This window comes from Mesorhizobium sp. M0771 (assembly GCF_040320155.1).
In the GTDB taxonomy this organism is placed as follows: domain Bacteria; phylum Pseudomonadota; class Alphaproteobacteria; order Rhizobiales; family Rhizobiaceae; genus Mesorhizobium.
The window spans coordinates 66,791-87,026 of sequence record NZ_JAMYPC010000023.1 but is presented as its reverse complement, the minus strand read 5'-3'; the positions used below and the strand labels follow the sequence as shown (position 1 = coordinate 87,026).

Below are 20,236 nucleotides of genomic sequence, written 5' to 3'. Positions count from 1 at the left end.
TCCCGTGAGAAGGAATCGCTTGCCAAGGTGCTCGCGCACGAAGGCGACTATTCAAAACAATAAGAATGATCTTGGTGGCCCAACATTGAAGGGCGTCACCCAGCGCGTCTATGACGCTTGCTGGGTCGGCAAGGGCCAGACAAAGCGCTCGGTCAAAAGCGTCACGACCGACGAGCTGAACGAGATTTACGACCGGCTCGTTGCCGCGAACGGCTTCTTCTTCCCGGCGGAATTTTTGTGGTCGCCGTTCGCGGTAGCGGGTGGTCGAACTTCAATGCCGGCATCAAATTACTTGGTCGTGCCCAGCGTTCGGCTCCCGCGTTCCGCCGCGAAAACCATCAGGTCCTCGACGGGGAATTCAACGTAGTACTGGCCGGACGGAAGGGCATCGCGGGAATAAGTCCGGACCGTCAGGTCATTGCCTTCGAAAATCACCTCGTGCCGGTCGCCGAGGAAAAGGCTCTCGACGCAGGTCATGGCAATACGCCCCGGACCGTCCTTCCCGGACCACGTCACCCGCTCAAGCCGGACGAGTGCGGTGACTTTGGTGCCGACGGTCAGCTCCTCCTGAGCATTGCCCACGAGATGGATGCCGTTCGCGACAATTTCCGCACGGTTGCGCTTGATGGCGGCGACCACGCCGTCAAGGCGATTGCTGGCGCCCATAAACTCTGCTGCAAACAGACTCTTCGGCCTGTTGTAGATTTGTTTGGGCGTTCCGTCCTGTTCGATCTGGCCGCCATTGAGCAGCAGGATGCGGTCGGCGAGCGCCATCGCTTCGACCTGGTCATGGGTGACGCACAGTGCCGATAGGCCGAGATTGGTGATGAGGCGACGCAACCAGATCCGCGCTTCCTCGCGCAGCTTGGCGTCCAGATTGGACAGCGGCTCGTCGAGCAGGATCACGTTCGGCTCGTAGACCAGCGCGCGGGCCAACGCGACGCGCTGTTGCTGCCCGCCGGAGAGCTGGTGCGGATAGCGCTCACCTAGTTTGCCGAGGCCTATGCTGTCCAAAGCCTTCTGGACGCGGCTGGCAAGATCCGCCCGAGACACTTTGCGCAGCTTCAGCGGATAACCCACATTCTCCGACACCGTCCGGTGCGGCCACAGCGCATAGGACTGGAATACCAGCCCGAGACCGCGCGTTTCCGGCGCCAGATTGATGTTCTGCTCCGCGTCGAAAAGCGGCCTGTCACCGAGCAGTATCTTGCCGCGGTTGGGTGTTTCCAGACCAGCGACCGCTCGCAAGAGCGTCGTCTTGCCGGACCCGGAGGCGCCGAGCAAGGCGACAATCTGGCCTGGTTCGACCGAGAAGGACACACCTTTCAGGATCTCGAGGGTGCCGTAACTGAGGCGCAGGCCGTCTATGATGATGTCAGTCATTGAGGCGGACTCCAAAGCGCATCGCTACGGCGAGACCGGTCACGATGATGACGGTGTTGATGACGGCGAGAGCGGAGACCAGATCGATCGCGCCGGTGCCCCACAGGGAAACCATGAGCGAGCCGATCACTTCGGTTCCCGGCCCGAGCAGATAAACGCCGGTCGAATATTCACGCGCGAAGATCAGGAAGATCAGCAGCCAGGCCGAGAACATCCCGCCACGGATGAGCGGCAGCGTGATGTCCCTGGCGACCCGGCCTTCGCTGGCGCCAACTGACCGGCCGGCTTCCTCGAGTTCCTTGCCGATCTGCAGGAGCGTTCCGGAAATCAGTCGCATGCCATAGGCGAACCAGACAATGGTATAGGCAAGCCACACCGAGATCATCGTGGCACGCAGGGGCGCGATCGGCTTGAAGAACAGAAAGATCCACAGCATGGCGAGGCCAGCCACAATACCCGGCATCGCCCGCGGTATCATGGCCACGTAGTCGACGACTTTGGTCAGGGGTGCGTTCGAGCGGTGACCGGCGAGTGCCACGGCGGTATAGGCCGCGATCGAAGCCGCACCGCCGATGACCGCAACACCGACCGTGTTGACAATGGCGCTGACGACATTCGGATAGTCAGCGAGATCGCGATAGTGATCTAACGTCAGCACCTCGAAGATGTTCACCCCGACGCCCCAGCTTGTCACCAGCGAGCGAATTGCGACGCCGCCCACCGGTATGATCACCGTGGCCGCGAACCATGCCACTACGAGCGCGAAGGCCGGCCAGCGAAGCGCGCCCAGCCGAATGGGGTTGTGCCGGCTGCCCTTGCCCTTGACAGACACATAGCGGCTGGCATTGCGCAGCATGTAGCGCTGCAGCACCACCAGCGGAAGCGCGATCATGATGATCGCCACCACCACTACGGCCATCAACTGGTAGGAAGGAACCCCGAGCTTGTTGGTGAGCTTGTAGAGATAGGTGGCGAGAACTAACACCCCTTCCGGATCGCCAAGCACCAGTGGCAGGCCGAAAAGTTCGAAACCAAGGAAGAACACTAGAACCGCCGCATAAAGCACCACCGGCATCACCATGGGCAGCGACACGCTGGCGGCGACGCGCCAGGGGCCGGCGCCGACGATGCGTGCCGCCTCTTCCAGGTCGGCGCCGACATTGCGCAGCGCCGCCGACGCATAGAGATAGACATGCGGGACATGGGTGAGCCCGGCGATAATCGCGATCGATGTCACCGAATAGACATTCCAAGGCACGTAGCCAATCACCGACTTGACCGCCAGCGAGACGAAGCCGACTGGTCCCAACGTCATCACATAGCCGAAGGCCAGCACTACCGCCGACATGAACACCGGGATGAGGATGATCGGCTCCAGCCAGCGCTTGCCCGGCACGTCGGTACGCACGATGATGAACGCCAGCAGGATTCCCACCGGAACGGCGATCAATGTCATCCCCACCGCGAGCTTGAGCGAAGTCGTCAGCGCCAGCCAGAAATCCGCATCTGCAAGGATGAAGCTATAAGCCTTCAGCGACAGATGCGCGGTCTTCTGGAAGAACGGGCCGGACAGAAAACTCTGGTAGATGATCAGCGTTACCGGCGCCAACACCACCAGGATGGCGAGGAGATTGGTGCTGACACGAAAGACGCGGAAGGGCATGATCGCCTCGAACAAAGCCGGGGGCCGTCCGCTAGCAAGAGCGCAAGCGCGCCGTTCCGATGGTTCTTAACAGCAAGAAAGGCGGAAGAGCCGATTGTGGCGGCACTCCCGATCAGGCGATTACTCGCCCTTCATGGCTTTCTGCCACTCGTTGAGGAACGCCAGCCGTGTCGTCTCGTCCAGGCCTTCGAGCAGTTTGTCGTCGAGCGCGATCGGATGAACATTTTCGCCGGCAGCGGCCTTTATGGACGCCAGCGTGGTTGCCCCCTCAACGTCATCACGAACGGCATAGAGCTTGATGTCGTTGGCGATCAGCTTCTGCGCGCGCGCCGACAGCAGATAGTCGACGAACAACTTCGCCGCATTGGGATCCTTGGCTTCCGCTGGAATGACCGTGGCGCGGGTGGTCACTAAAACATAATCCTTGGGGATTATCACACCAAGGTTCTCGTCCTTGGCCTGTTTGGCGAGGCCATACGAGCCGAAGATGCCGTAGGCGATGGAATGTTCGCCAGACGTGACCTTCTCAATCATCGAGCCGGCGGAGCTATAGAGCTTGATATGGGCCTTGCCAAAAGCCTTGTTGAGCGCCCAGGAATCGGTCCATGTCTTGGCGTCCTGGTTGTAGAAATAGAAGCCGACCCCGGACTTTTCCGGATCGTAGGACGCGATCTTGCCGTCGTAATCGGCGGTCTTGCCGGTCATCAGCTTGAGCAGATCGGCGTGGCTTGCGGGAACATCGCCTTCAGGCACGAGACGCTTGTTGTAGACGAAAGTCACCGGGTCGGCTGTGGCACCATAGATCATGCCCTTGTACGACGCCCAGGCCGGAACGTGAGCCGCCTCGACGGATTTGTACTCCTGCGCATAACCGTCTGCGGCAAGTTTGATCTGCAGATCCGGAGCCGAAGACCAGGCGACATCCGCCGTGCCTTGGCCCGAAGCGGTTTCGGCAATGACGCGATTGTAGAGTTCGGTCGAATTGAGGTCGGAATATTCTACGGCAATCCCGGGGAACGCTGCTTCGAAATCCTTGAGCAAGGGCTGGACCAGCGCCGCATCGGTCGTCGAATAGATGCTGAGGTGTCCTTCCGCGGTGGCGGCGGCCACCAGATCCTTGTAGTTGTCCGGATACCCGGCGGGAATTTCGGCAGCGGGGGCAAGCGTCGCGAAAGCGGCTGACAGCGAAAGCACGGCCGTCATCGTCGCAAGACGATTTTTCATTGAGGTCTCCTCCAAGTTCGCCTAAATCGTACCTCCTCCAGGCACAAAAGGCGAGTATCATCCTGACCTGTCACCAACCTGTCACGGCAATGTAGAGGTTTGCTCAGCCGACTTGGGCCCGATGGGTCGTGCTCAGTTTCTCGACGACAGCCGGATCGGCCACATCGACATATCGCTGAGATTGTGGAAATTTTGGAGCGGCATCCTGCGGGGTCACGGTCGCTGGCCCTGGGCACCGATCATCGACTTGCTCCAATCTTCGATGAAGCGGCGGCGCAGCGCCTCGTCCTGTACGGCAAGTAACGCAGGGCCGATGCGAATGGCGCGCGCGATACCAGACTCGCCAAGTGTTTCCGGGCCGTCCGCTCCGTCAGGCAATTGCCCATTCTCGGCGAAGAAAAAGGAACTTTCCCTCGCGACTTTCTGTCCCCGGGCTGACAGAAGGTAGTCGAGAAATCGTTTGGCAAGGGCCATACTCGGTGCCGTCTTCGGAATGAGCGCGCCACGACTGAGTATCAGCGCATAGTCCCGCGGGACAACGACCCTTAAGTCGGAATTGTCCCTGGCCGCCGCATAGGCGTATGACCCGATCATATTGTAGCCAATATACAGGGTCCCGTTTGCAACGTCCTGAAGGGTCTCCGCGGTGCAACAACGAACCACGGTTTCCGCTCGGCTCATGCTTTCCAGAAGCCGACCGTAGACCGCGGTCGTCTGCCGCGCATCACTGAACGCCAATAGGTAGCCGATGCCCGAAAGCCGGATGTCGAACGTTCCGACCCGCCCACGATAAAAATCGAGCCGCCGCCTAAGAAGATCGGCGAGTTCGATGTGGGTGCGCGGTACGTCGCCGGACGGCACGAGGCGGGCGTTGTAGACGAAGACGGCCGGTTCGTAGGTAAAGCCGAATACTTCGTCGCGCCAGTTTGCCCAGTCGGCGACATGCGCGGTTTCCGCCGACACGTGCGGCGCCGCGCAGCCGTCATTGGCGAGCTTCACGAGTTGGTCGACCGACGGCGACAACAAGATGTCGCCCAGCACCGCGCCCGTCCGACAGGCTTCGCTGGCACTCTTTTGCAAGTCGTTGGTGACATATTCAACATAGTCGACTGCAACGTTGGGGAAAACGGACTGAAAGTCCCGGATCAGGGGTTCCATCGCCACCAGATCGGTCGCGGCGTGGATCGACAGTCGATCCTTCTCCGGCTGTGGCGAAGGGAAAAATGCGCTGCTTCCTTCAGCAGCTCTTGCCGCCTGATCGACGCACAAAAGGATTGCAGCCAGTAAAGTGAATGCCCGCAATGCTCTCGCTATCATCCTGCCTTCTCTCTGGCGATGGGCAACGTCAAGGTGACGGTGAACCCTTGCGTGCGCTTCCCGCCATCCTCGCTTTTCTCGCGAAAGGTCAGCGCGCCACCGTGAGCCGCCGCCACCTCCGACGCGATGGCGAAACCCAGACCTGCGCTGCCGTCGTGAGATTTGGACGTTTCGAAGCGCTGCGTGACTCGCTCCCACTCGCTCGACGGAATGCCCTGTCCGTCATCCTCGACCTCGACATGGGCAAGCGTACCGTCGCTGCGTACCCTGACCTCAAGGCGCGACATCACTCCGTGGCGCAGGGCATTGTCGATGATATTGACGATCGCTTCACGCAGGCTGACGGCGTCCGCAAGCACGACAGGTTCATCGTCAGGCGCCTCGAAGGAGACGATGATGTCCGAATCGATAGTTATCGGAACCGCCGCACGGAAAGCGCGCCGTGCGACGTCTGCAAGGTGGTGCGGCTGAAGCTGCACGGAATCGGCACGATGGATGACCATGGCGTGGCTGAGCAACTGGTTGGTCAGGCGCGCAAGTTCGCCGGCGCGCTGCTGTACGCGATCGAGATGCTGGCGGCTCGACTTGTCCAGCTTGGCTTGACTCAACAGATCGAGCTGCGCGGTAAGTGCCGTCAGCGGCGTTCTGATCTGGTGCGCCGCGTCGGCGATGAATCGCTGCAGGAGTTTCACGCGCTCGTCGAGCCGACTCATGAAATAATTGATGGAAGTAACGAAAGGCCGCAATTCTCGCGGGACGACGACTGTCACGGGCGTAAGGTCTTGTGGATCACGACGGCGAAGCGTCGCTCCCAGATGCTTGACCGGTTGCAGAGAATAGCGAATGGCCACCATCGCCCCAGCCAATGCCAATATGCTCATGATTACCAGGAGGACGGTCGCTCTGAGCGTCAACTCCCCCGCGAGCGCACTGCGCGCTTCCGTGGTCTGCCCAACGATGACATGCGCCCAACCGGATACGGCGGGATCGGATAGAGCGCGAGCCACCACCGCTATGCGGACCGGTTCGCCGCGATAACGCGCCGATTCCAATACCGGGACATCGTGTATTGCTGCCAAATCAACTTCTGTTTGCAGATCGGCATAACCTGTCAGCGTCGCGCCGGAAGGATCGATCACGCGATAGAAGATGCGGTCGCGGCTGGCGAGGCCCAGGAGCTCAAAAGCCGATACCGGCAAGTTGACGATGAGTGAACCGGATTCAACCGTAAGGCTGTCCGCCATCTGGATCGCCGCACCTAGCAGAAGCCGGTCATAGGCGTCATCGGCGGCGGTTCGCGCGTAGTACCACGCCGCACTCACCAGAAGAGCCGCGCCCAGGCCCAGCACCAGCGAGATGCGGACCGCCAGGCGCGTGAAAAGGGAAGGCTCAGCCGGTATCATCGGAAGCCAGCTGATATCCCATGCCCCGCACGGTGACGATCTGCGCCTTGGCGCCTTCCAGCTTCTTGCGCAGCCGGCCGACATAAAGTTCGATCGCGTTCTGATTGACCGGCTCGTCAAACCCAAAAAGCTGATCGATAAGTTCATCCTTGCTGAAGACGCGACCTGGCCGCGACGCCAGTATCTCAAGCAACGTCATTTCGCGTCGTTTCAATTGCACCTCGCGCCTGCCTACCCGGACCGAGCGGCTGGCGCGGTCGAGCACGACATCGCCGCACTGAACGATGTTGGTCGCCTCGCCGCTTTTCCGCCGCAGCAGAACACGGGCGCGCGCTTCCAATTCGCGGAAATCGAACGGTTTGACCAGATAGTCGTCGGCGCCGATATCGAGCGCGCCAACGCGGTCCTCTATCTCCGAACGGGCCGTCAACATCAGAACTGGGGTCGTCTTTCTTGCCTGCCGGAGCCTTCGAACGATTTCGAACCCGTCGAGGCCGGGCAACATGACATCGAGTATGACGAGATCGTAGCTGGTGAAACCGAGGATTTCTGCGGCAGCACGACCGTCCGTCTCCCAATCGACCGCATGGCCGATCGTTTCGAAGCGGCGGCTGATTGCCTCGCCAACGTCGTGCGTGTCTTCGACGAGGAGAATTCGCATGACGGAGCATTTGCACGGAAGCAGTAGCCTATCAAGCGTCGCGCTCGACAGCATCTGCGGATATCAGCTGTTCAGCTTCCAATCATCCGAACGACTGGCTGCGCCATGCCGTCTGCCTTCATTTTGATCTGCGTATACACTGTCGGCCGACGAGGGCGCATCAGGCGAGACAGGATGCCCGGATTGTCGTGACGACAAAATGCAAGCTACGATGTCGACTGTCGTTCTCGCAAAGACACGGTGAACTTTTCGCCTGCATCTTGTTGTCGTTGGCGTCGTCATTTTCATCTTTTGCCTGGTTGCTTGGCAGCGCCCTCCGTTTATCCTCGCAAACGCGGCAGTCTTGGTGGCGATTGTGCCGTTGGTCATGTGTGACGCGGCGGTTTGTTGACTGCGTTGCGCCCTTCCGGATAGCCTTTGGAACAGCTTGGCCTAGCAAATGGCTGGGTCTCGCCTGAATTGAAGAAAAACTCGCCAATTTGTCCAAGGTGTTAGTGCAGCATTGCCCTACCTTATCGCCGCTTGGAGTGTGATCGGCAATCGTGGTACCGCAACGCCGGGAGGCGACGATGCGTGTCATTTTCCGATGTGATCCGATGTTGATCGAGCATTTGCCACGCCCGATCCTCGCGCGCGGTGCTCTACCGGATTGGCTGCGCGCAATGCCCGCCACTGCCTATTCGGCGATCCACGGCCGCGACATTCGCACGCTCAAGCAGTGCCCGCCCGTTATCGATGCGATGACCTATGGCTTCATGATCCTCCTGCCGTGCGACGTCGTCGTCGACAAAGGGACCTTTTCCTGGGACTGGCACATTCCAGACCCGGTCAGTGAGAACCACCCCCGAGCGCCTTTGAGCTTCCACACGCCGGGGCAGCTCGCCGGCAGCCCGTTTGCCACTCCCGGTCAAGCCGCTATCAAATTCAACAGCTTCTGGACCATACAGATCGAGGACGGCTGGTCGCTCTTCGCGACGCATCCGGTCAATCGCGAGGATCTTCCCTTCAGGCTGGTGACTGGCCTGGTGGATTCCGACCGGTTCAGCGATGGGGGCATCAATTTCCCGGCGATCTGGACGGAGCCCGGATTCTCTGGCGTGCTCAGGAAAGTAACTCCAGTCGCGCTGTGCTTTGCGGTTCCGCGGGCCGCGCCGCAGCTCGAATACGAAGTGTTCGACGAAAAGCGACAGGCATCCTATGCGCAGACGGTCGCCGATGTCCTGTCAACGCCCGGCGTCTACCGCAAGCGGTTTCGCGCCAGGCGGGGACGCTCCGCCAGCGAGTGAGCGACGCAGCGCTTTCTCATCAAGCCACAGCCGGCCCCTTGGCGCCGACGTCAGCGCCATGGCGATGACGCTGAAGGTGGATGAGCTGAGACCATAGGCTAATGAATACGCTGCCATGGCCTCGTCGAGGTCGCCGGTTTCCTGCAGGACGACACCCAGATTGACAGCCGCTTCCGGGGCGCCGGGCTCATCTCAAGCACGCGTCGATAGGCCTGTGCAGCGCTGCCGAACTTGCGCATGTCCTGACGTACCAGCCCGAGGTCGAACCAGGCCGACAGATGCCCGCGGCCAGCGACTGCGCGTTCGAGCAGACCTTCCGCCTCGACAGCCGCTCGGCGCTGCCATGCAAGGCGCCCGAGGCGCGCCGCTGCCTCCCCGGATTTCGGATCCCGTTGCAAGACAAGTGTCCAGGACGCGCTCGCCGCAGGGGCATCGCCTGCTTGATCGAAGGTGCGTGCCCGTTCGACGAGCATTTCCGCCTGAGATGACAGTCTTGCCGCGCGGTCCAGGAACTGAAACGCCGCTTCAAACCTGCCTTCGGCCCGGGCAATCCGGCATGCCAGTATCAAGGCGGGCGCATAGTCGGGTCGAGTGGCAAGGCTTGCTTCGATGCGCGCACGAGCCTCCGGCAGATCTGCCTTGGCGAACAATACAGCCGCCAGAAGATGGCAAAGCGCCGGGTCGCCTGGGTGCTGCTTCAGGCCCAATTCGCACACATCGATCGCTTGGCGATGATTGCCGGAATTGAACGCGGCCAAAGCGCGGCGGATCAGATCGTCACTATCGTTTTGATTGGTGCGCATTATGCTTGGACGCTCACTGGCAGTCATGTCCGCAAGGGGCCGATGTCGATTCCAGTCATGTTTGGCGGGACCACTTGCCACAGAGCAGAGAGTAACCGACTTGGAGCCTCGCTTGCCACCAATCCGCCCCAACTGCTACTCCCCTTCCCTTAAGCAGACACGTGCTGGTCACGACCATTCTATGAGCGCGCTTGTGCATATTGTTTGCTCGCAAGGGATATCGATAGACGTTCGCCAAAACCCAGCAAAAGCGGTCTGATGCTGACCAACTTTTCCGGCGTAAATCTGGTCAGCGGCCCAGAAACAGCCAGCGCTCCGATCAAGCCCTCGCTGCCTGAAAAAACCGGTACGGCCATCGCAGCTGTTTCGGAATCTCCCTTCCCGAGCGATATAAACGGAATCTTCGCCATAAGAGCTGTTCGCGTCCTAGGCTTAGCCGTACTGAACCGTGCAAGCACTTGGCCAGCTGCGTGACCGTCAAGCGAAAGCACATCACCCTCTCGGATTTGATCACGGATCAAATGACGACAGTCTGCGCGAAATAGGCAAATTCCGTCATTTCCCTCCTTTCGAAAAAACGATGCGCTTTCACCCGCCTGTTCGACAAGGCTCAAAAGGAGAGGCCGAACGAATGCCTCTATCTTAAAACGACGACGGTAGAATGAGGCCAATATCATCGGCGTATGGCCGACAGCAAAGCGCTTGTCCGCCATGCGAACAATGTAGCCACTGCGGACAAGGGATTCCGTTAACCGAAGGATCGTGCTTTTGTATAGGCCCGTTCTAGAAGATATCTCAGCCAGGCTTAAACCCTCGTCATGCTCTGTGAAGCACCCGAGGATCGAAAGCGCGCGATCGACAGCTTCAACCCCTCCCGCTCTTGTGTCAGCTTGCTCCACCGCCTGATGGTTCACGCGTTTGGTTCCTTTGAACGCCAAAGCTCAGTTGCGAAGTCGGGTCCTGATCACGTCCCCACGTGCTCAGCTTTGGAGTACCTCGCTCGCGAAAAGCAAAGTGCCATTTCATCATTCAGCATATTATCCTGTCGGTAACTGAAAATCCTACACGATCGTGGAAAAAGAGGACCTACTGCATCTTCAAATGTCGCGTCCTGTCGGACATGATGTGGGGGACACAATACTGGCGCGTCGGGTGCTCCAAGTTGTGTCGCAGCCTCCCCAGCATCCAAGTTGGCTGGTATCCTGATTTAGCAGGATGGTCGCGGAGCGTGGTTTCCCCGGCGCGGATCGTGAACCGCTGGGTTGCGGCCACATCATCGCCTACCGCTACTGTTCAAACAATGCTTGCGAGCGGCACTGCGCTCATGGCAACAAGCAGGCCAATCGTCATTTGCCATCTCTGTTCCTGGATGCCTGCCATTATAGCCACAGTCGTTCAGGACGGAATCGGCGCGGCGCAAGATCGCCTTGGATAGGCAGTAACAACCCTCGGTCGTCTGAGTTTTTGTAGGCTGAAATGGCTGGCTTGAGTGTGACACGCATTGGGCCAATGGTCGACGGCGATCGAAATAACGGGGTTGAGGTCTGATGAGCAAAATTGCCTTACTTCCTCTGGCGACGTATCCGGAAGCGAATTCCACCAAAATCGCATCAAACGCAATCGCGGTGGTCAAGCACGTTGGTGCCGCACTTCATGCATTGACGATCAATGTCGATATTCCGGGTATTTCCAATCCGGTTTCGCGATACTTGATCGATCTTCCCGAAATGATCCGGGAGACAGAAGCGACCAGCCGCAAGCATGGGCTCGATTTGCTGGAGGCATTGAAAGCTGAAGCGGCACGCGTCGGATCGCTCCTCACAACCGAGGAGATTGCTGTTCAGCCAGCATCTATCGGCGATGTTGCGGCAACTCAGTCACGCTATTTCGATTTTGCTTTGATTGGGTTGGAGCCAAATAACCAGACTGCGCGCATGACCGTTAATGCGGTCCTGTTTGGTTCGGGTCGCCCAACCATAATTCTGCCGGAAGACGCAAACGTTGGTGCGATCGATCATGTCATCATCGCTTGGGATGGTAGCCGCGTTGCGGCCCGGGCCGTTGCCGATGCGCACGCGTTTCTGCAATGTGCCTCAAAGATAACGGTACTGACAGTGACAGACGAAAAGTCGCTGCGCGATATTGGCGAACGCCTCGCCCTGAGCCTGAGAAAGCGTGGCTTTCCCGCTGAGGGGATCTCAATCGACCTCGAAGATCGCCCCATTGGCGTTACGCTTCAGGCGCGCGCTGTCAGCATGGGCGCCGATCTGCTTGTTATGGGTGCATACGGCCATTCCCGGATGAGAGATTTTGTCGTGGGTGGAGCAACCAAAAGCGTTCTTGGCGATCTGCGCCTGCCTGTCCTTTTGTCGCACTAGAAATCTGCCCGAGAGTTGTCGGCGGCGGGTTGGCTACTACGATTGTGCCAGCGGCGCACTGTATCAGGTTCTAAACTAGCCCAAGACGAAACTGCCGGATTGCTCGTGAGTTGCCGATTGTTTTGCCTTCGATATCGAACTCGACCTGAACCGGGAGCATAGCCGTTCGCGGCACCTACGATTGATTCCTGCCCCTGCCAGAGGCCGACAATGACGGTCCGCCTTTGGTGCCCATCACGTCCGCGCCTGCAACCACTTGAGGCCGAACTCGCACAGAGCCAGAAGTCTGGGGCTGAGCGAACACTAGATGATGTTGGCAGTCTCAAACGTCAAGACGGGCATCTCGCAGAGGCACACTGCTTGCATTTGGCGAACGTCTATCGATATCAGAACGAAGTAAACTGGCACGAAGGCGCGCTCATAAAAAGCGCCGAAATTGCCTGTCGTGTGCGAATGGCTAGGCGAGGTATGGTGTGTGCCGATAACCATGCGGTTTGAAAACCGGGACGGATGGTCTATGCAGCGCGTCGTTCTGCAAACCACATATTTGAAGGACAAGGTGGCGTTTCGCACGCGCCTTTACGGCTTGACTGACTAGAACGAAATGAGCCGTCATTTCGTTCTAACTTATTGTTTTGGCGCATGATGTCATCCAAAAAGTCTGCAACTTTTTGGCATCATGCTGAAGGGGTGAACGAGAGCCATGCTTGATCCGATCGTGAATTTCTTCACCCGCATCTTCCAGTGGATCGGCCGCGGCATCGGCCTCGCCTTCGGCGTGATCCTTTGGCCGTTCCTGTGGGCCGGGCGCTGGTACACACAGCGCGGCTGGATCCTGAAGGCGGCGGTCGGCCTCGCGCTGCTGGTTCTGATCGGTCTCTACGCCAATTTCTTCTACGCCACCCAGTGGTGGAACAAGTTCGATCCCAACTACGTCGACAAATACACCTTCGAGAACCGCAACATTTCCGCCGGCGAACAGGTCGCGGCCGGCGCTGGCACCGAAACCGCCAAGACCTGCGGCAATTCAGGTATCGCCCAGGTCGCGGCCGACCTCACCGATTTCAACGTCAACCAGAATGCCTGGATCTCGTCGATGATCCTCTACAAACTCGGCCTGTTCGGCATCGACTGGGACCACACGCCGTTCATGGACAACAAGGCCTCGTTCCAGCGGGGCATCAACCAGGCGGTGCGGCGCACCTCCACCGAGCTTGCCGACAATCTCGGCCGCGTGCGCACCACATCGCAGATCGACACCGACCTACAGGATGCGCGCGGCAATCTGCAGTTCGATGAGGAAACCTGGTATTTCGGCCTCAACCCGTTCGGACCCAAGACGCCGACGCCGAGCTATTATCGCGACGCGGTTCGCAAATTGCGCTCCTTCAATGCTCGGCTGGCCACCTGCCAGGCGACGTTCGATGCCCGAGCCGACAATCTGAAACAGTATATCGACCGCATCTCCTCCGACATCGGCTCAACCTCGGCGATCCTCAAGGAACGCGCCGAGAACCACAACAATGGCTGGTTCGACTTCCGCGCCGACGACCGCTTCTGGTTCTCCTATGGTCAGCTCTATGCCTATTACGGGCTGATGAAGGGCGCCCAGGCCGATTTCGAGGACGTGATCAAGGAAAAGCACCTGCAGAACCTGTGGGACACCATGGATGCGCAGTTCGTCTCGGCGCTGCGCATCCTGCCCTTAATCATCGCCAACGGCCGCGAGGACGGCTGGCTGCTGCCGAACCACCTAACGACAATTGGCTTCTACATGTTGCGCGTGCGCTCAAACATGATCGAGATTAGCAACGTTATTGCGCAGTAACTCGCTGCCACCGACCCAGTTTTGTGAACGGTGAAATTCGCCCAGAACCGAATTTTCAGCACGCCTCCTGGGTGGGTGTCTTGACGAGTAATGGCCTTCATCCGGGAAACTGGTTGTGCTCGCAGGCCTGACCAAGTCCGCACCATCGCTACACGGATCGACCTTGCCTTTGCGGAACAGGAGGCGGTCGTGAGGTCCGGCTAAACTGCTTGACAAAATTGGACCCGTCCCGCGGCGTGCCTTGTCGAACCAAAGCCCGTCGCCGAAATCGCTCTGCTGTTGAGAATCTAATGCAACTCCAGCTCGAATTCGACCCAGGCGTGACGACTATTGTTGAGGGCGACGATCTTGAGGGGAATGAAACCCGCGGCGTAGTTGCCAAAGTGCCCGAAGGGTTGAACCGGCCGGATGGTCCGTATGGTCAGGGCTACGGGATCAACCGATTCAAGTTCCCCGGTGACCACGATGGGGGCGCCCCTCGTTCCTGCTCCCGAGACTGAAATGACCCGTAATCCGCCGAGTTCGTCAGAAAAGGAGTAGGCGCCCGCTTCAAAGATTCTGGGCCGTGTGCCATCCGCTCCGGCGTGGTGTCCGCTTGCTGTGAGCATGGCTTGATATTCGGGTTGACGGGTGGTGCCACATGGCGCGAAGTATGGACGACAATCGCGCGGCGCATACTGGAATGGCTCACGCGAGGCGGTCTGATGGCAGGCTCGGCGGTGTCGATCGAACCGCTACCCGATAGGTCGACGCAAAACCGCGGAGAGATTGTCACTGCCGGCGATGTGCGCGAGAGGACTTACCGATGTTCGGACTTGGCATGACCCACCTGGTGGTCATCTTTGTGGTGGCGCTCGTTGTTTTCGGACCAGAGGAGCTTCCAAAAGTAATGCGATCGGCGGGGGCAATGATGAAGACATTCAATCGGATCGCTGGTGATTTTCGAAAGCAGTTTGACGACGCCGTACGACAAGCCGAGAAGGAACTCGACCTGCAGGAAACCCGCTCGGTGCTAAAGAATTCAATGGAAAGTGTATCGCAAAGCGCTGATAAGGCCATCGAAGGGAAGGATAACGATCGCAATCCGGCTGCTGAACAGAGCGCTGACTCAAAGTTGGCGTCCACCGCATCCAACCGGTGATCTGACACCAAAAGGGCGACAGCCCGCTTGAACGAAACCATCTCAAGGAGTCAAACAGCGGCTCCACCGATACCATCCCGGTTCCGCCGAACGCAGCCTCAGTCTCCAAGCCTCGTGAACGACATTTCGGCTGCTACATACCCGGTTGCAGGTCGCAGTTCCTCCATCATTGTCGTCCAGAAGCTTTGATATTGTTGGCAATCTTGCGCTGCCGGTTTCCGCTACCCATGACCATCCAACGCCATTTGTGGGGCCTTTTGGCTCGGGACAGGGTCCTCCGGGCACTGCTGACATTGTTTGTAACGGTGTCGGCCAGTAGCGTCGGCTCCGCTCCCGCGCATCGCAACGCGCTCTGGCAGGTTGTGCAGACTTGCGCTTTTGCCGCGGCGCATCTTGGCAGCGCCTTCCCTTGCGAGGAAGTGGTCCTGCCCAAACAGGGCCCACCTGGGTCGGCTCTCATCAAGTCGCCCCGATTTCGGACCGAGTTTCTGTTGATGCCACTTGCGGCTGTTGCCGGTATTGAAAGCCCGCCGGTCCGTGAGGAGGACAGTGCCCAACTCTGGCATCGGGCATGGGAAGTTCGAAACAGGGTTTCGGCGAGCCTTGGACGATATCTGCCACGAACGGCGGTTGCCCTGGCGGTGAATTCCAGAACTGCGCGGTCCCAGGATCAGTTCCACATCCACGTCGATTGCCTTGCAGCATCGGTAGAAAAGAAACTCGCCTCGACCGGGCCGAAGACCGAAGGCCCATGGCAGCTGTTCCCCCTGGCGCTGATGGGAAAACGCTACTGGATCAAGGCGGTCGATCGGCCGGATTTGGCAGCCACCAACGTGGCCGGCATTGTTGCTGCCGGGTTGCCGCAGGCTCGGCGCGCCATGCATCGGGTAAATATCGTCGTTGTTGGGGCCGAACTGGCCCATGCCAGGCCAGGGTTTTACATTCTGGCCAACTGGGAGCACTCCGCCGCCGAGCGCCTTTTAGATCACGACTGCACTTCGCGATGAGCGCCACGAGGTATTTGGAAAGGCCAATGGCCGCACCTGATACCGTCACCCCTTGAAAGCTGGTATCGACGTTATTTTGGGGAACCAAGATTCCGGGATTACGGACCTATGATCACTTATTTCCAGGCGATCGTTTTGGGGCTTTTGCAGGGTTTCGCCGAACTCTTTCCGATTTCGAGCTTGGGACAGACCGTTCTGATCCCTGCCCTGCTTGGCTGGCCCGTCGACCGATCGAGCGTTGCATTTGTCGCCTTTTTGGTGCTGACGCACCTGGCGACGGCTCTCGTGTTGCTGGGCTTTTTCTGGCGCGATTGGCTAGGCATCATCGGTGGTGTTCTCCGCTCCCTCAAACAACACGAGATCCGCGCCGATGACACCTATGCCAAGCTGGGATGGCTTCTCATCGTCAGCACCATTCCGGCCGGACTCCTTGGGCTTCTGTTCGAAGAGCGACTGAAGCAGCTCTTTGCAGCCGCGACACTCGTCGCGGCTGTGCTCGTACTGAATGGCCCAATGCTCTATGTCGTCGAAGTGTTGCGTTCGCGCGGCGCGACTGAAGGTGCCCACGATGACGGGAAGCTTGCTGCCCTTTCATGGATCCAAGCCGTCATCATCGGCATCACGCAATGTTTCGCATTGATACCGGGATTTTCTCGCACCGGACTGACCATGAGCGGTGGGCTCGCCTGTGGGCTTTCTCACGAGAACGCCGTCCGCTATTCATTCCTGCTGGCCACCCCAATCATCCTGGCGGCTGCCGTGCTCAAGGTCCCCGATCTTTTCACAAATGGCGGCGCAGGATTGGGTCAGGCGGTTGTTGGCGCCTTGTGTGCTGGCGGAACCGCATTTCTTTCAATTCGCTTTCTGCTCAAATACTTTGAAACGGACACGCTCAAGCCATTCGCGTACTATTGCATCGGCGCTGGAGCCGCAGCCTTGCTCTATCTGGCGCTTTAAGCTTTCTTGGGGTCGCTCCGAAACCATGCGAACGCGAACAGCGCAAGATGTTCGCCACGGCGGTCGCGCGAATAGTGGAACAGCGCGGCGGGCGTATCGGCGCCGCCGAAGGGCCGGTCGTCGCGGGCATAGACCCACAGCCTGCCGATATCGGTCTTGCCCTTGGCGAGGACCGGCACGTTGTGTCGTCGCCGTGCAATCGGTCGGCGGCGAGAACATGAGCCTCGATCCGGCGATAGAGGGGCATGAGCGCGAAAGTGGCCGCGCCAACTTGGTCGGCGAGCGTCGACAGGCTCAGTGGCACGCCCTCGCGAGCGAAACGTTCAGCCTGGCGGGTTAAGCGTTGATGCTGGCCGTACTTGTCGAACAGCAGCATGGCGAGCAAGCCAGGACCTGCCCAGCCACGCGGCACGACATGGAACGGCGCCCGCGGCTGGGTGATCGTCACAGTTCCGGCACGAGAACTTCTCGCGCACCGTCTGGATGACCTTCCACTGACGCGGGATCACCTCCAGTGTCTCGGTCACGACCTCGCCGAGCTTCGAAAGCCGCGTCCCGCCGCAAGTCGGACACGAACATGGCGCGGGGGATGACGATGCGCTCACGTGTCAGATGCTCGGGAAACGGCTTCTTCACTGGCCGTTTGCGCTCGAAGCTCGAAGGCGGTGACACTGGTCGTCCTGGTCGCCGCCGCTTCGGCGGCAAGGTCAACTTCGCTGGCTGTGGCCTCGAGTTCCTCGAGTTGCAATTCAAGTTGGTCCAGGAGCCGGCGGCTGCGCTCGGCGCTGGGGCCATACTGCTCGCGCCTGAGCTTGGCGATCTGCAGCTTGAGGTGCCCGATCAGAGCTTCCCTGGCCGACGCCTTAGCCCACGCGGCGGCAAGTTCGGCGCCCATCGACACAACCAGGGCCTTAAGCGCTTCGACATCGTCCGGCAGGGGCTAAATGGCGGCTTCCATGACCGAAATGAATCAGCACACTGTCTCTCGGTGCAACCGAAAAATGCCGCTTTGGCTGAGGAAATCCGTGTCCTATCCCGCGCTCACCGGACGCCAGCTGTACTGCGGGTTGCGCCAGTCAATCCCGTCGAGCAAACACGCCAGCTGAGCGCTCGTCAGCGACACTGCACCGTCCTTCACCTGGGGCCAAATGAAGCGGCCCTTCTCGAGCCGCTTGGCATAAAGCGACATACCGATCCCGTCATGCCAGATGTCTTTACCAGCGATCCGGCGCGTCCGCGGAAAACGTAGAGATCACCACCGTGGGGATCGCGCTTCAGGTGCTGCTGCACCAGCAAAGCCAGGCCCTGCATGCCCTTCCTCATATCGGTGTGACCCATCGACAGCCACACCCCGCGCGCCCGGCGGGATCACCGCAGTGCCTTTACCACTGCCGTAACCAGCGTGGGCGTCGCTCCCGCGAAGATGCTCACCCGGCCGCCCTTTACCACCTCCACGACAATAGCCGGCCGGTGCTCCAGTGGATGGCCGACGTCGTCATCGACAACCACCGCCTCTGTAAGGCACGGGTCCGGGACGTGCTCGCACAGCTTGCGCGCCACGTGTAGATCAGCGGCGTCGAAACGTCATGCCGCTGCGCCACCTGCGTCACACAGGTCTCGGCGAAAACGCCTCCTCCAAAATCTGGCGCCGTTCCGCCTCGTTCCACCGCCGCCGACGTTCGGGGCCTGTGAGCAACGTGATCTGACCCATCAACTGCTCCTAAGTGCGCTCATAAGAGCACGCTTAAGACCACTCGTTCTTCACCCGAACAAGGCGCGACACGCCGGATGGATACTCAAAATGCACCCCACCGGTCAAAAGCGGAAACAAGCCGATCGACGACGACAACACCCTATGCCGCCAACGTCACAACATCGAGAACATGTTCGCCAAGCTGAAGGACTAGCGGCGCATCGCGCCCAATTTGACCGCTACGCACACACCGTCTTCTCGGCAATCTGCATCGCAGCCGCCGTGGCCTTCCGTCTTAATCAATGAGCCTGATGCTAGCTGGCCTGTTAACCATCGACGCGACCCGATTTCGTTCGATCGGGCATTGCTCCAATCCTAGATTAGCCCGCGCATCGTGAGTTCAGCCTTCAGATAGGCATAATAGATCGGCGCGGCGACAAGACCCGGCATACCGAACCAGGCCTCCATGAAAACCATCGCCAGAAGAAGCTCCCAGGCACGCGCGTTGATCCGCGTTCCAATAATCTTGGCGTTCATGAAGTATTCGAGCTTGTGAATGACGATGAGAAAGGTAAGCGAGCCGAGCGCTGCAAGGAAGGAGATGCTGAGGCTGACAACGACGATCACGGTGTTGGAGATCAGATTGCCGATGACCGGCAGAAGGCCGGCGACGAAAGTCAGCGCTATCATCGTCCTGATGAATGGCAGATCGATTCCGAAGGACGGCAAAACAGCGACGAGATAGATCGCCGTTAGAAATGTATTCAACGCCGAAATCCGAATTTGCGAGAACACGATGTTGCGAAAAGCCTTGCTCAGAATTTTGACACGATCCGCCAGCGCGATCGCCAGTGGGCCGGGCTCGCCCGATGGCGCCGCCGAGTTCACCGCGATCAAGCCGCCGATCACCATGCCGACGATAATGTGGACCACCAGGACGCCGACATCTCGCCCGACGAGTTGAAGCTGGCCGGCATGTTCGCGGAGCCACCGGGCCGCGAAGACTTCCAGTTCCTCGATATTCGACGGAAAATAGGCCATCGCCCAGGTCGGGAGATGGACACGCGCGGTATCGATGATCTCGGCCATCTTCTTGAGGAGCGTCACGACGTTCTCCGAACCGCCAGTCAATTGCGACACGCCGCTAAAGATAGCGGCGGCTATCAGGAGCGTGAAAATCAATGCCACCAAGGTCAACGCAAGGCTTTTCGTCAGGCTGTTGGAGACGCCGATTCGATGGAGCATCGGTGCGGCGAAATGAACGAGGTTGAACACGAGAAGGCCCGAAAGCAGTGCCGGTAGTAGGCCGAGCTCGAGAACGGCGACCAGCGCTATAATTGCGAGCAGGCACGACGCGACATAGAACCGTGAGAAAGGCAGCACTTTTCACCTGCTGAAGCAGCCAAGTCCTCTCCGGGTTTCCATTAGCTTTGATACCCGGTGATGCGCAAGCGAACACGCACCCAATACGTGTGTGAGGCTAGCCGCCTAC

The 20,236-nt window shown here is 59.3% G+C and carries 17 protein-coding genes and 2 pseudogenes; 7 read left to right on the top strand and 12 right to left on the bottom strand.

Features of this window, described 5'->3' with window-relative positions; all coding sequences use genetic code 11:
• Nucleotides 1-4: 4 nt before the first annotated feature.
• Nucleotides 5-367: a glycosyl hydrolase 108 family protein gene (locus NKI05_RS27445; protein ID WP_245262007.1), complete on the top strand. Its 363-nt coding sequence runs from the start codon at nt 5-7 to the stop codon at nt 365-367.
• Here the strand turns inward: NKI05_RS27445 and NKI05_RS27440 are convergent.
• The 6 genes from NKI05_RS27440 to NKI05_RS27415 form a co-directional block, all read right to left on the bottom strand.
• Nucleotides 289-1,383 carry an ABC transporter ATP-binding protein gene (locus tag NKI05_RS27440; protein WP_023682861.1) on the bottom strand — a complete coding sequence of 365 codons (1,095 nt, stop codon included), beginning with the start codon at nt 1,381-1,383 and terminating at the stop codon, nt 289-291. The genes NKI05_RS27445 and NKI05_RS27440 overlap by 79 nt on opposite strands.
• Nucleotides 1,376-3,046: an ABC transporter permease gene (locus NKI05_RS27435; RefSeq protein ID WP_031202992.1), complete on the bottom strand. Its 1,671-nt coding sequence runs from the start codon at nt 3,044-3,046 to the stop codon at nt 1,376-1,378. The genes NKI05_RS27440 and NKI05_RS27435 overlap by 8 nt, the downstream gene beginning before the upstream one ends.
• 120 nt (nt 3,047-3,166) lie before the next feature.
• Complete coding sequence (locus NKI05_RS27430; RefSeq protein WP_023682862.1) at nt 3,167-4,270, bottom strand: ABC transporter substrate-binding protein; 1,104 nt, start codon at nt 4,268-4,270, stop codon at nt 3,167-3,169.
• A 213-nt stretch (nt 4,271-4,483) separates the two neighbouring features.
• Nucleotides 4,484-5,587 (bottom strand): ABC transporter substrate-binding protein, encoded by a 1,104-nt coding sequence (locus NKI05_RS27425; RefSeq protein ID WP_023682863.1) that lies wholly within the window; start codon nt 5,585-5,587, stop codon nt 4,484-4,486.
• Nucleotides 5,584-6,990, bottom strand: coding sequence for a sensor histidine kinase (locus NKI05_RS27420; protein ID WP_023682864.1), 1,407 nt, complete (start codon nt 6,988-6,990; stop codon nt 5,584-5,586). The genes NKI05_RS27425 and NKI05_RS27420 overlap by 4 nt, the downstream gene beginning before the upstream one ends.
• Complete coding sequence (locus tag NKI05_RS27415; RefSeq protein WP_023673600.1) at nt 6,977-7,651, bottom strand: response regulator transcription factor; 675 nt, start codon at nt 7,649-7,651, stop codon at nt 6,977-6,979. Before NKI05_RS27415 ends, NKI05_RS27420 begins: the two co-directional genes overlap by 14 nt.
• A 569-nt stretch (nt 7,652-8,220) precedes the next feature.
• On the opposite strand from NKI05_RS27415, the gene NKI05_RS27410 reads away from it, so the two are divergent.
• On the top strand, nt 8,221-8,937 hold the full coding sequence (locus NKI05_RS27410) for a hypothetical protein (protein WP_352793652.1): 717 nt from the start codon (nt 8,221-8,223) through the stop codon (nt 8,935-8,937).
• Nucleotides 8,938-9,035: 98 nt separating this feature from the next.
• Here NKI05_RS27410 and NKI05_RS27405 read toward each other — a convergent pair whose 3' ends face one another.
• Nucleotides 9,036-9,740, bottom strand: a complete 705-nt coding sequence (locus NKI05_RS27405) for a tetratricopeptide repeat protein (protein ID WP_245263077.1) — start codon at nt 9,738-9,740, stop codon at nt 9,036-9,038.
• Nucleotides 9,741-9,919: 179 nt separating this feature from the next.
• A complete protein-coding gene (locus NKI05_RS27400) occupies nt 9,920-10,654 on the bottom strand; it encodes an IclR family transcriptional regulator (RefSeq protein ID WP_023682866.1) in 735 nt (244 codons plus the stop codon).
• Nucleotides 10,655-11,287: 633 nt separating this feature from the next.
• Between NKI05_RS27400 and NKI05_RS27395 the strand changes: the two genes are divergently transcribed.
• Both NKI05_RS27395 and NKI05_RS27390 read left to right on the top strand, forming a co-directional pair.
• Nucleotides 11,288-12,118: a universal stress protein gene (locus NKI05_RS27395; RefSeq protein WP_023682867.1), complete on the top strand. Its 831-nt coding sequence runs from the start codon at nt 11,288-11,290 to the stop codon at nt 12,116-12,118.
• Nucleotides 12,119-12,821: 703 nt separating this feature from the next.
• The gene (locus NKI05_RS27390; protein ID WP_352630716.1) at nt 12,822-13,946 is read left to right on the top strand and encodes a DUF2333 family protein; all 1,125 of its coding nucleotides are present in this window, start codon (nt 12,822-12,824) and stop codon (nt 13,944-13,946) included.
• Between the two features lie 287 nt (nt 13,947-14,233).
• On the opposite strand, the gene NKI05_RS27385 is transcribed toward NKI05_RS27390, so the two are convergent.
• On the bottom strand, nt 14,234-14,554 hold the full coding sequence (locus tag NKI05_RS27385) for a hypothetical protein (protein ID WP_023689684.1): 321 nt from the start codon (nt 14,552-14,554) through the stop codon (nt 14,234-14,236).
• A 197-nt stretch (nt 14,555-14,751) separates the two neighbouring features.
• Between NKI05_RS27385 and tatB the strand changes: the two genes are divergently transcribed.
• The 3 genes from tatB to NKI05_RS27370 all read left to right on the top strand — a co-directional run bounded on the left by tatB (nt 14,752) and on the right by NKI05_RS27370 (nt 17,051).
• Nucleotides 14,752-15,087 carry a Sec-independent protein translocase protein TatB gene (gene tatB, locus NKI05_RS27380; protein ID WP_023682870.1) on the top strand — a complete coding sequence of 112 codons (336 nt, stop codon included), beginning with the start codon at nt 14,752-14,754 and terminating at the stop codon, nt 15,085-15,087.
• A gap of 227 nt (nt 15,088-15,314) precedes the next feature.
• Nucleotides 15,315-16,094, top strand: coding sequence for a CDP-diacylglycerol diphosphatase (locus NKI05_RS27375; RefSeq protein WP_023700588.1), 780 nt, complete (start codon nt 15,315-15,317; stop codon nt 16,092-16,094).
• Nucleotides 16,095-16,202: 108 nt separating this feature from the next.
• The gene (locus NKI05_RS27370; protein WP_352793648.1) at nt 16,203-17,051 is read left to right on the top strand and encodes an undecaprenyl-diphosphate phosphatase; all 849 of its coding nucleotides are present in this window, start codon (nt 16,203-16,205) and stop codon (nt 17,049-17,051) included.
• A 23-nt stretch (nt 17,052-17,074) separates the two neighbouring features.
• On the opposite strand, the pseudogene tnpC reads toward NKI05_RS27370, so the two are convergent.
• From tnpC to NKI05_RS27355, 3 genes and pseudogenes are all read right to left on the bottom strand, one after another.
• Nucleotides 17,075-17,946 (bottom strand): annotated as a pseudogene (gene tnpC, locus NKI05_RS27365) (IS66 family transposase); the annotation flags it as partial.
• A 135-nt stretch (nt 17,947-18,081) separates the two neighbouring features.
• A pseudogene (gene tnpB, locus NKI05_RS27360) lies at nt 18,082-18,362 on the bottom strand (IS66 family insertion sequence element accessory protein TnpB).
• A 757-nt stretch (nt 18,363-19,119) separates the two neighbouring features.
• On the bottom strand, nt 19,120-20,127 hold the full coding sequence (locus NKI05_RS27355) for an AI-2E family transporter (protein ID WP_023682875.1): 1,008 nt from the start codon (nt 20,125-20,127) through the stop codon (nt 19,120-19,122).
• Nucleotides 20,128-20,236: the final 109 nt, after the last annotated feature.

What these genes read in the sequence shown, in the direction of transcription:
- NKI05_RS27440 (WP_023682861.1), bottom strand. Translation starts at nt 1,383, where the DNA reads ATGACTGACATCATCATAGACGGCCTGCGCCTCAGTTACGGCACCCTC.
- NKI05_RS27435 (WP_031202992.1), bottom strand. Translation starts at nt 3,046, where the DNA reads ATGCCCTTCCGCGTCTTTCGTGTCAGCACCAATCTCCTCGCCATCCTG.
- NKI05_RS27430 (WP_023682862.1), bottom strand. Translation starts at nt 4,270, where the DNA reads ATGAAAAATCGTCTTGCGACGATGACGGCCGTGCTTTCGCTGTCAGCC.
- NKI05_RS27425 (WP_023682863.1), bottom strand. Translation starts at nt 5,587, where the DNA reads ATGATAGCGAGAGCATTGCGGGCATTCACTTTACTGGCTGCAATCCTT.
- NKI05_RS27420 (WP_023682864.1), bottom strand. Translation starts at nt 6,990, where the DNA reads ATGATACCGGCTGAGCCTTCCCTTTTCACGCGCCTGGCGGTCCGCATC.
- NKI05_RS27415 (WP_023673600.1), bottom strand. Translation starts at nt 7,651, where the DNA reads ATGCGAATTCTCCTCGTCGAAGACACGCACGACGTTGGCGAGGCAATC.
- NKI05_RS27410 (WP_352793652.1), top strand. Translation starts at nt 8,221, where the DNA reads ATGCGTGTCATTTTCCGATGTGATCCGATGTTGATCGAGCATTTGCCA.
- NKI05_RS27405 (WP_245263077.1), bottom strand. Translation starts at nt 9,740, where the DNA reads ATGCGCACCAATCAAAACGATAGTGACGATCTGATCCGCCGCGCTTTG.
- NKI05_RS27395 (WP_023682867.1), top strand. Translation starts at nt 11,288, where the DNA reads ATGAGCAAAATTGCCTTACTTCCTCTGGCGACGTATCCGGAAGCGAAT.
- NKI05_RS27390 (WP_352630716.1), top strand. Translation starts at nt 12,822, where the DNA reads ATGCTTGATCCGATCGTGAATTTCTTCACCCGCATCTTCCAGTGGATC.
- NKI05_RS27385 (WP_023689684.1), bottom strand. Translation starts at nt 14,554, where the DNA reads ATGCTCACAGCAAGCGGACACCACGCCGGAGCGGATGGCACACGGCCC.
- tatB (WP_023682870.1), top strand. Translation starts at nt 14,752, where the DNA reads ATGTTCGGACTTGGCATGACCCACCTGGTGGTCATCTTTGTGGTGGCG.
- NKI05_RS27375 (WP_023700588.1), top strand. Translation starts at nt 15,315, where the DNA reads ATGACCATCCAACGCCATTTGTGGGGCCTTTTGGCTCGGGACAGGGTC.
- NKI05_RS27370 (WP_352793648.1), top strand. Translation starts at nt 16,203, where the DNA reads ATGATCACTTATTTCCAGGCGATCGTTTTGGGGCTTTTGCAGGGTTTC.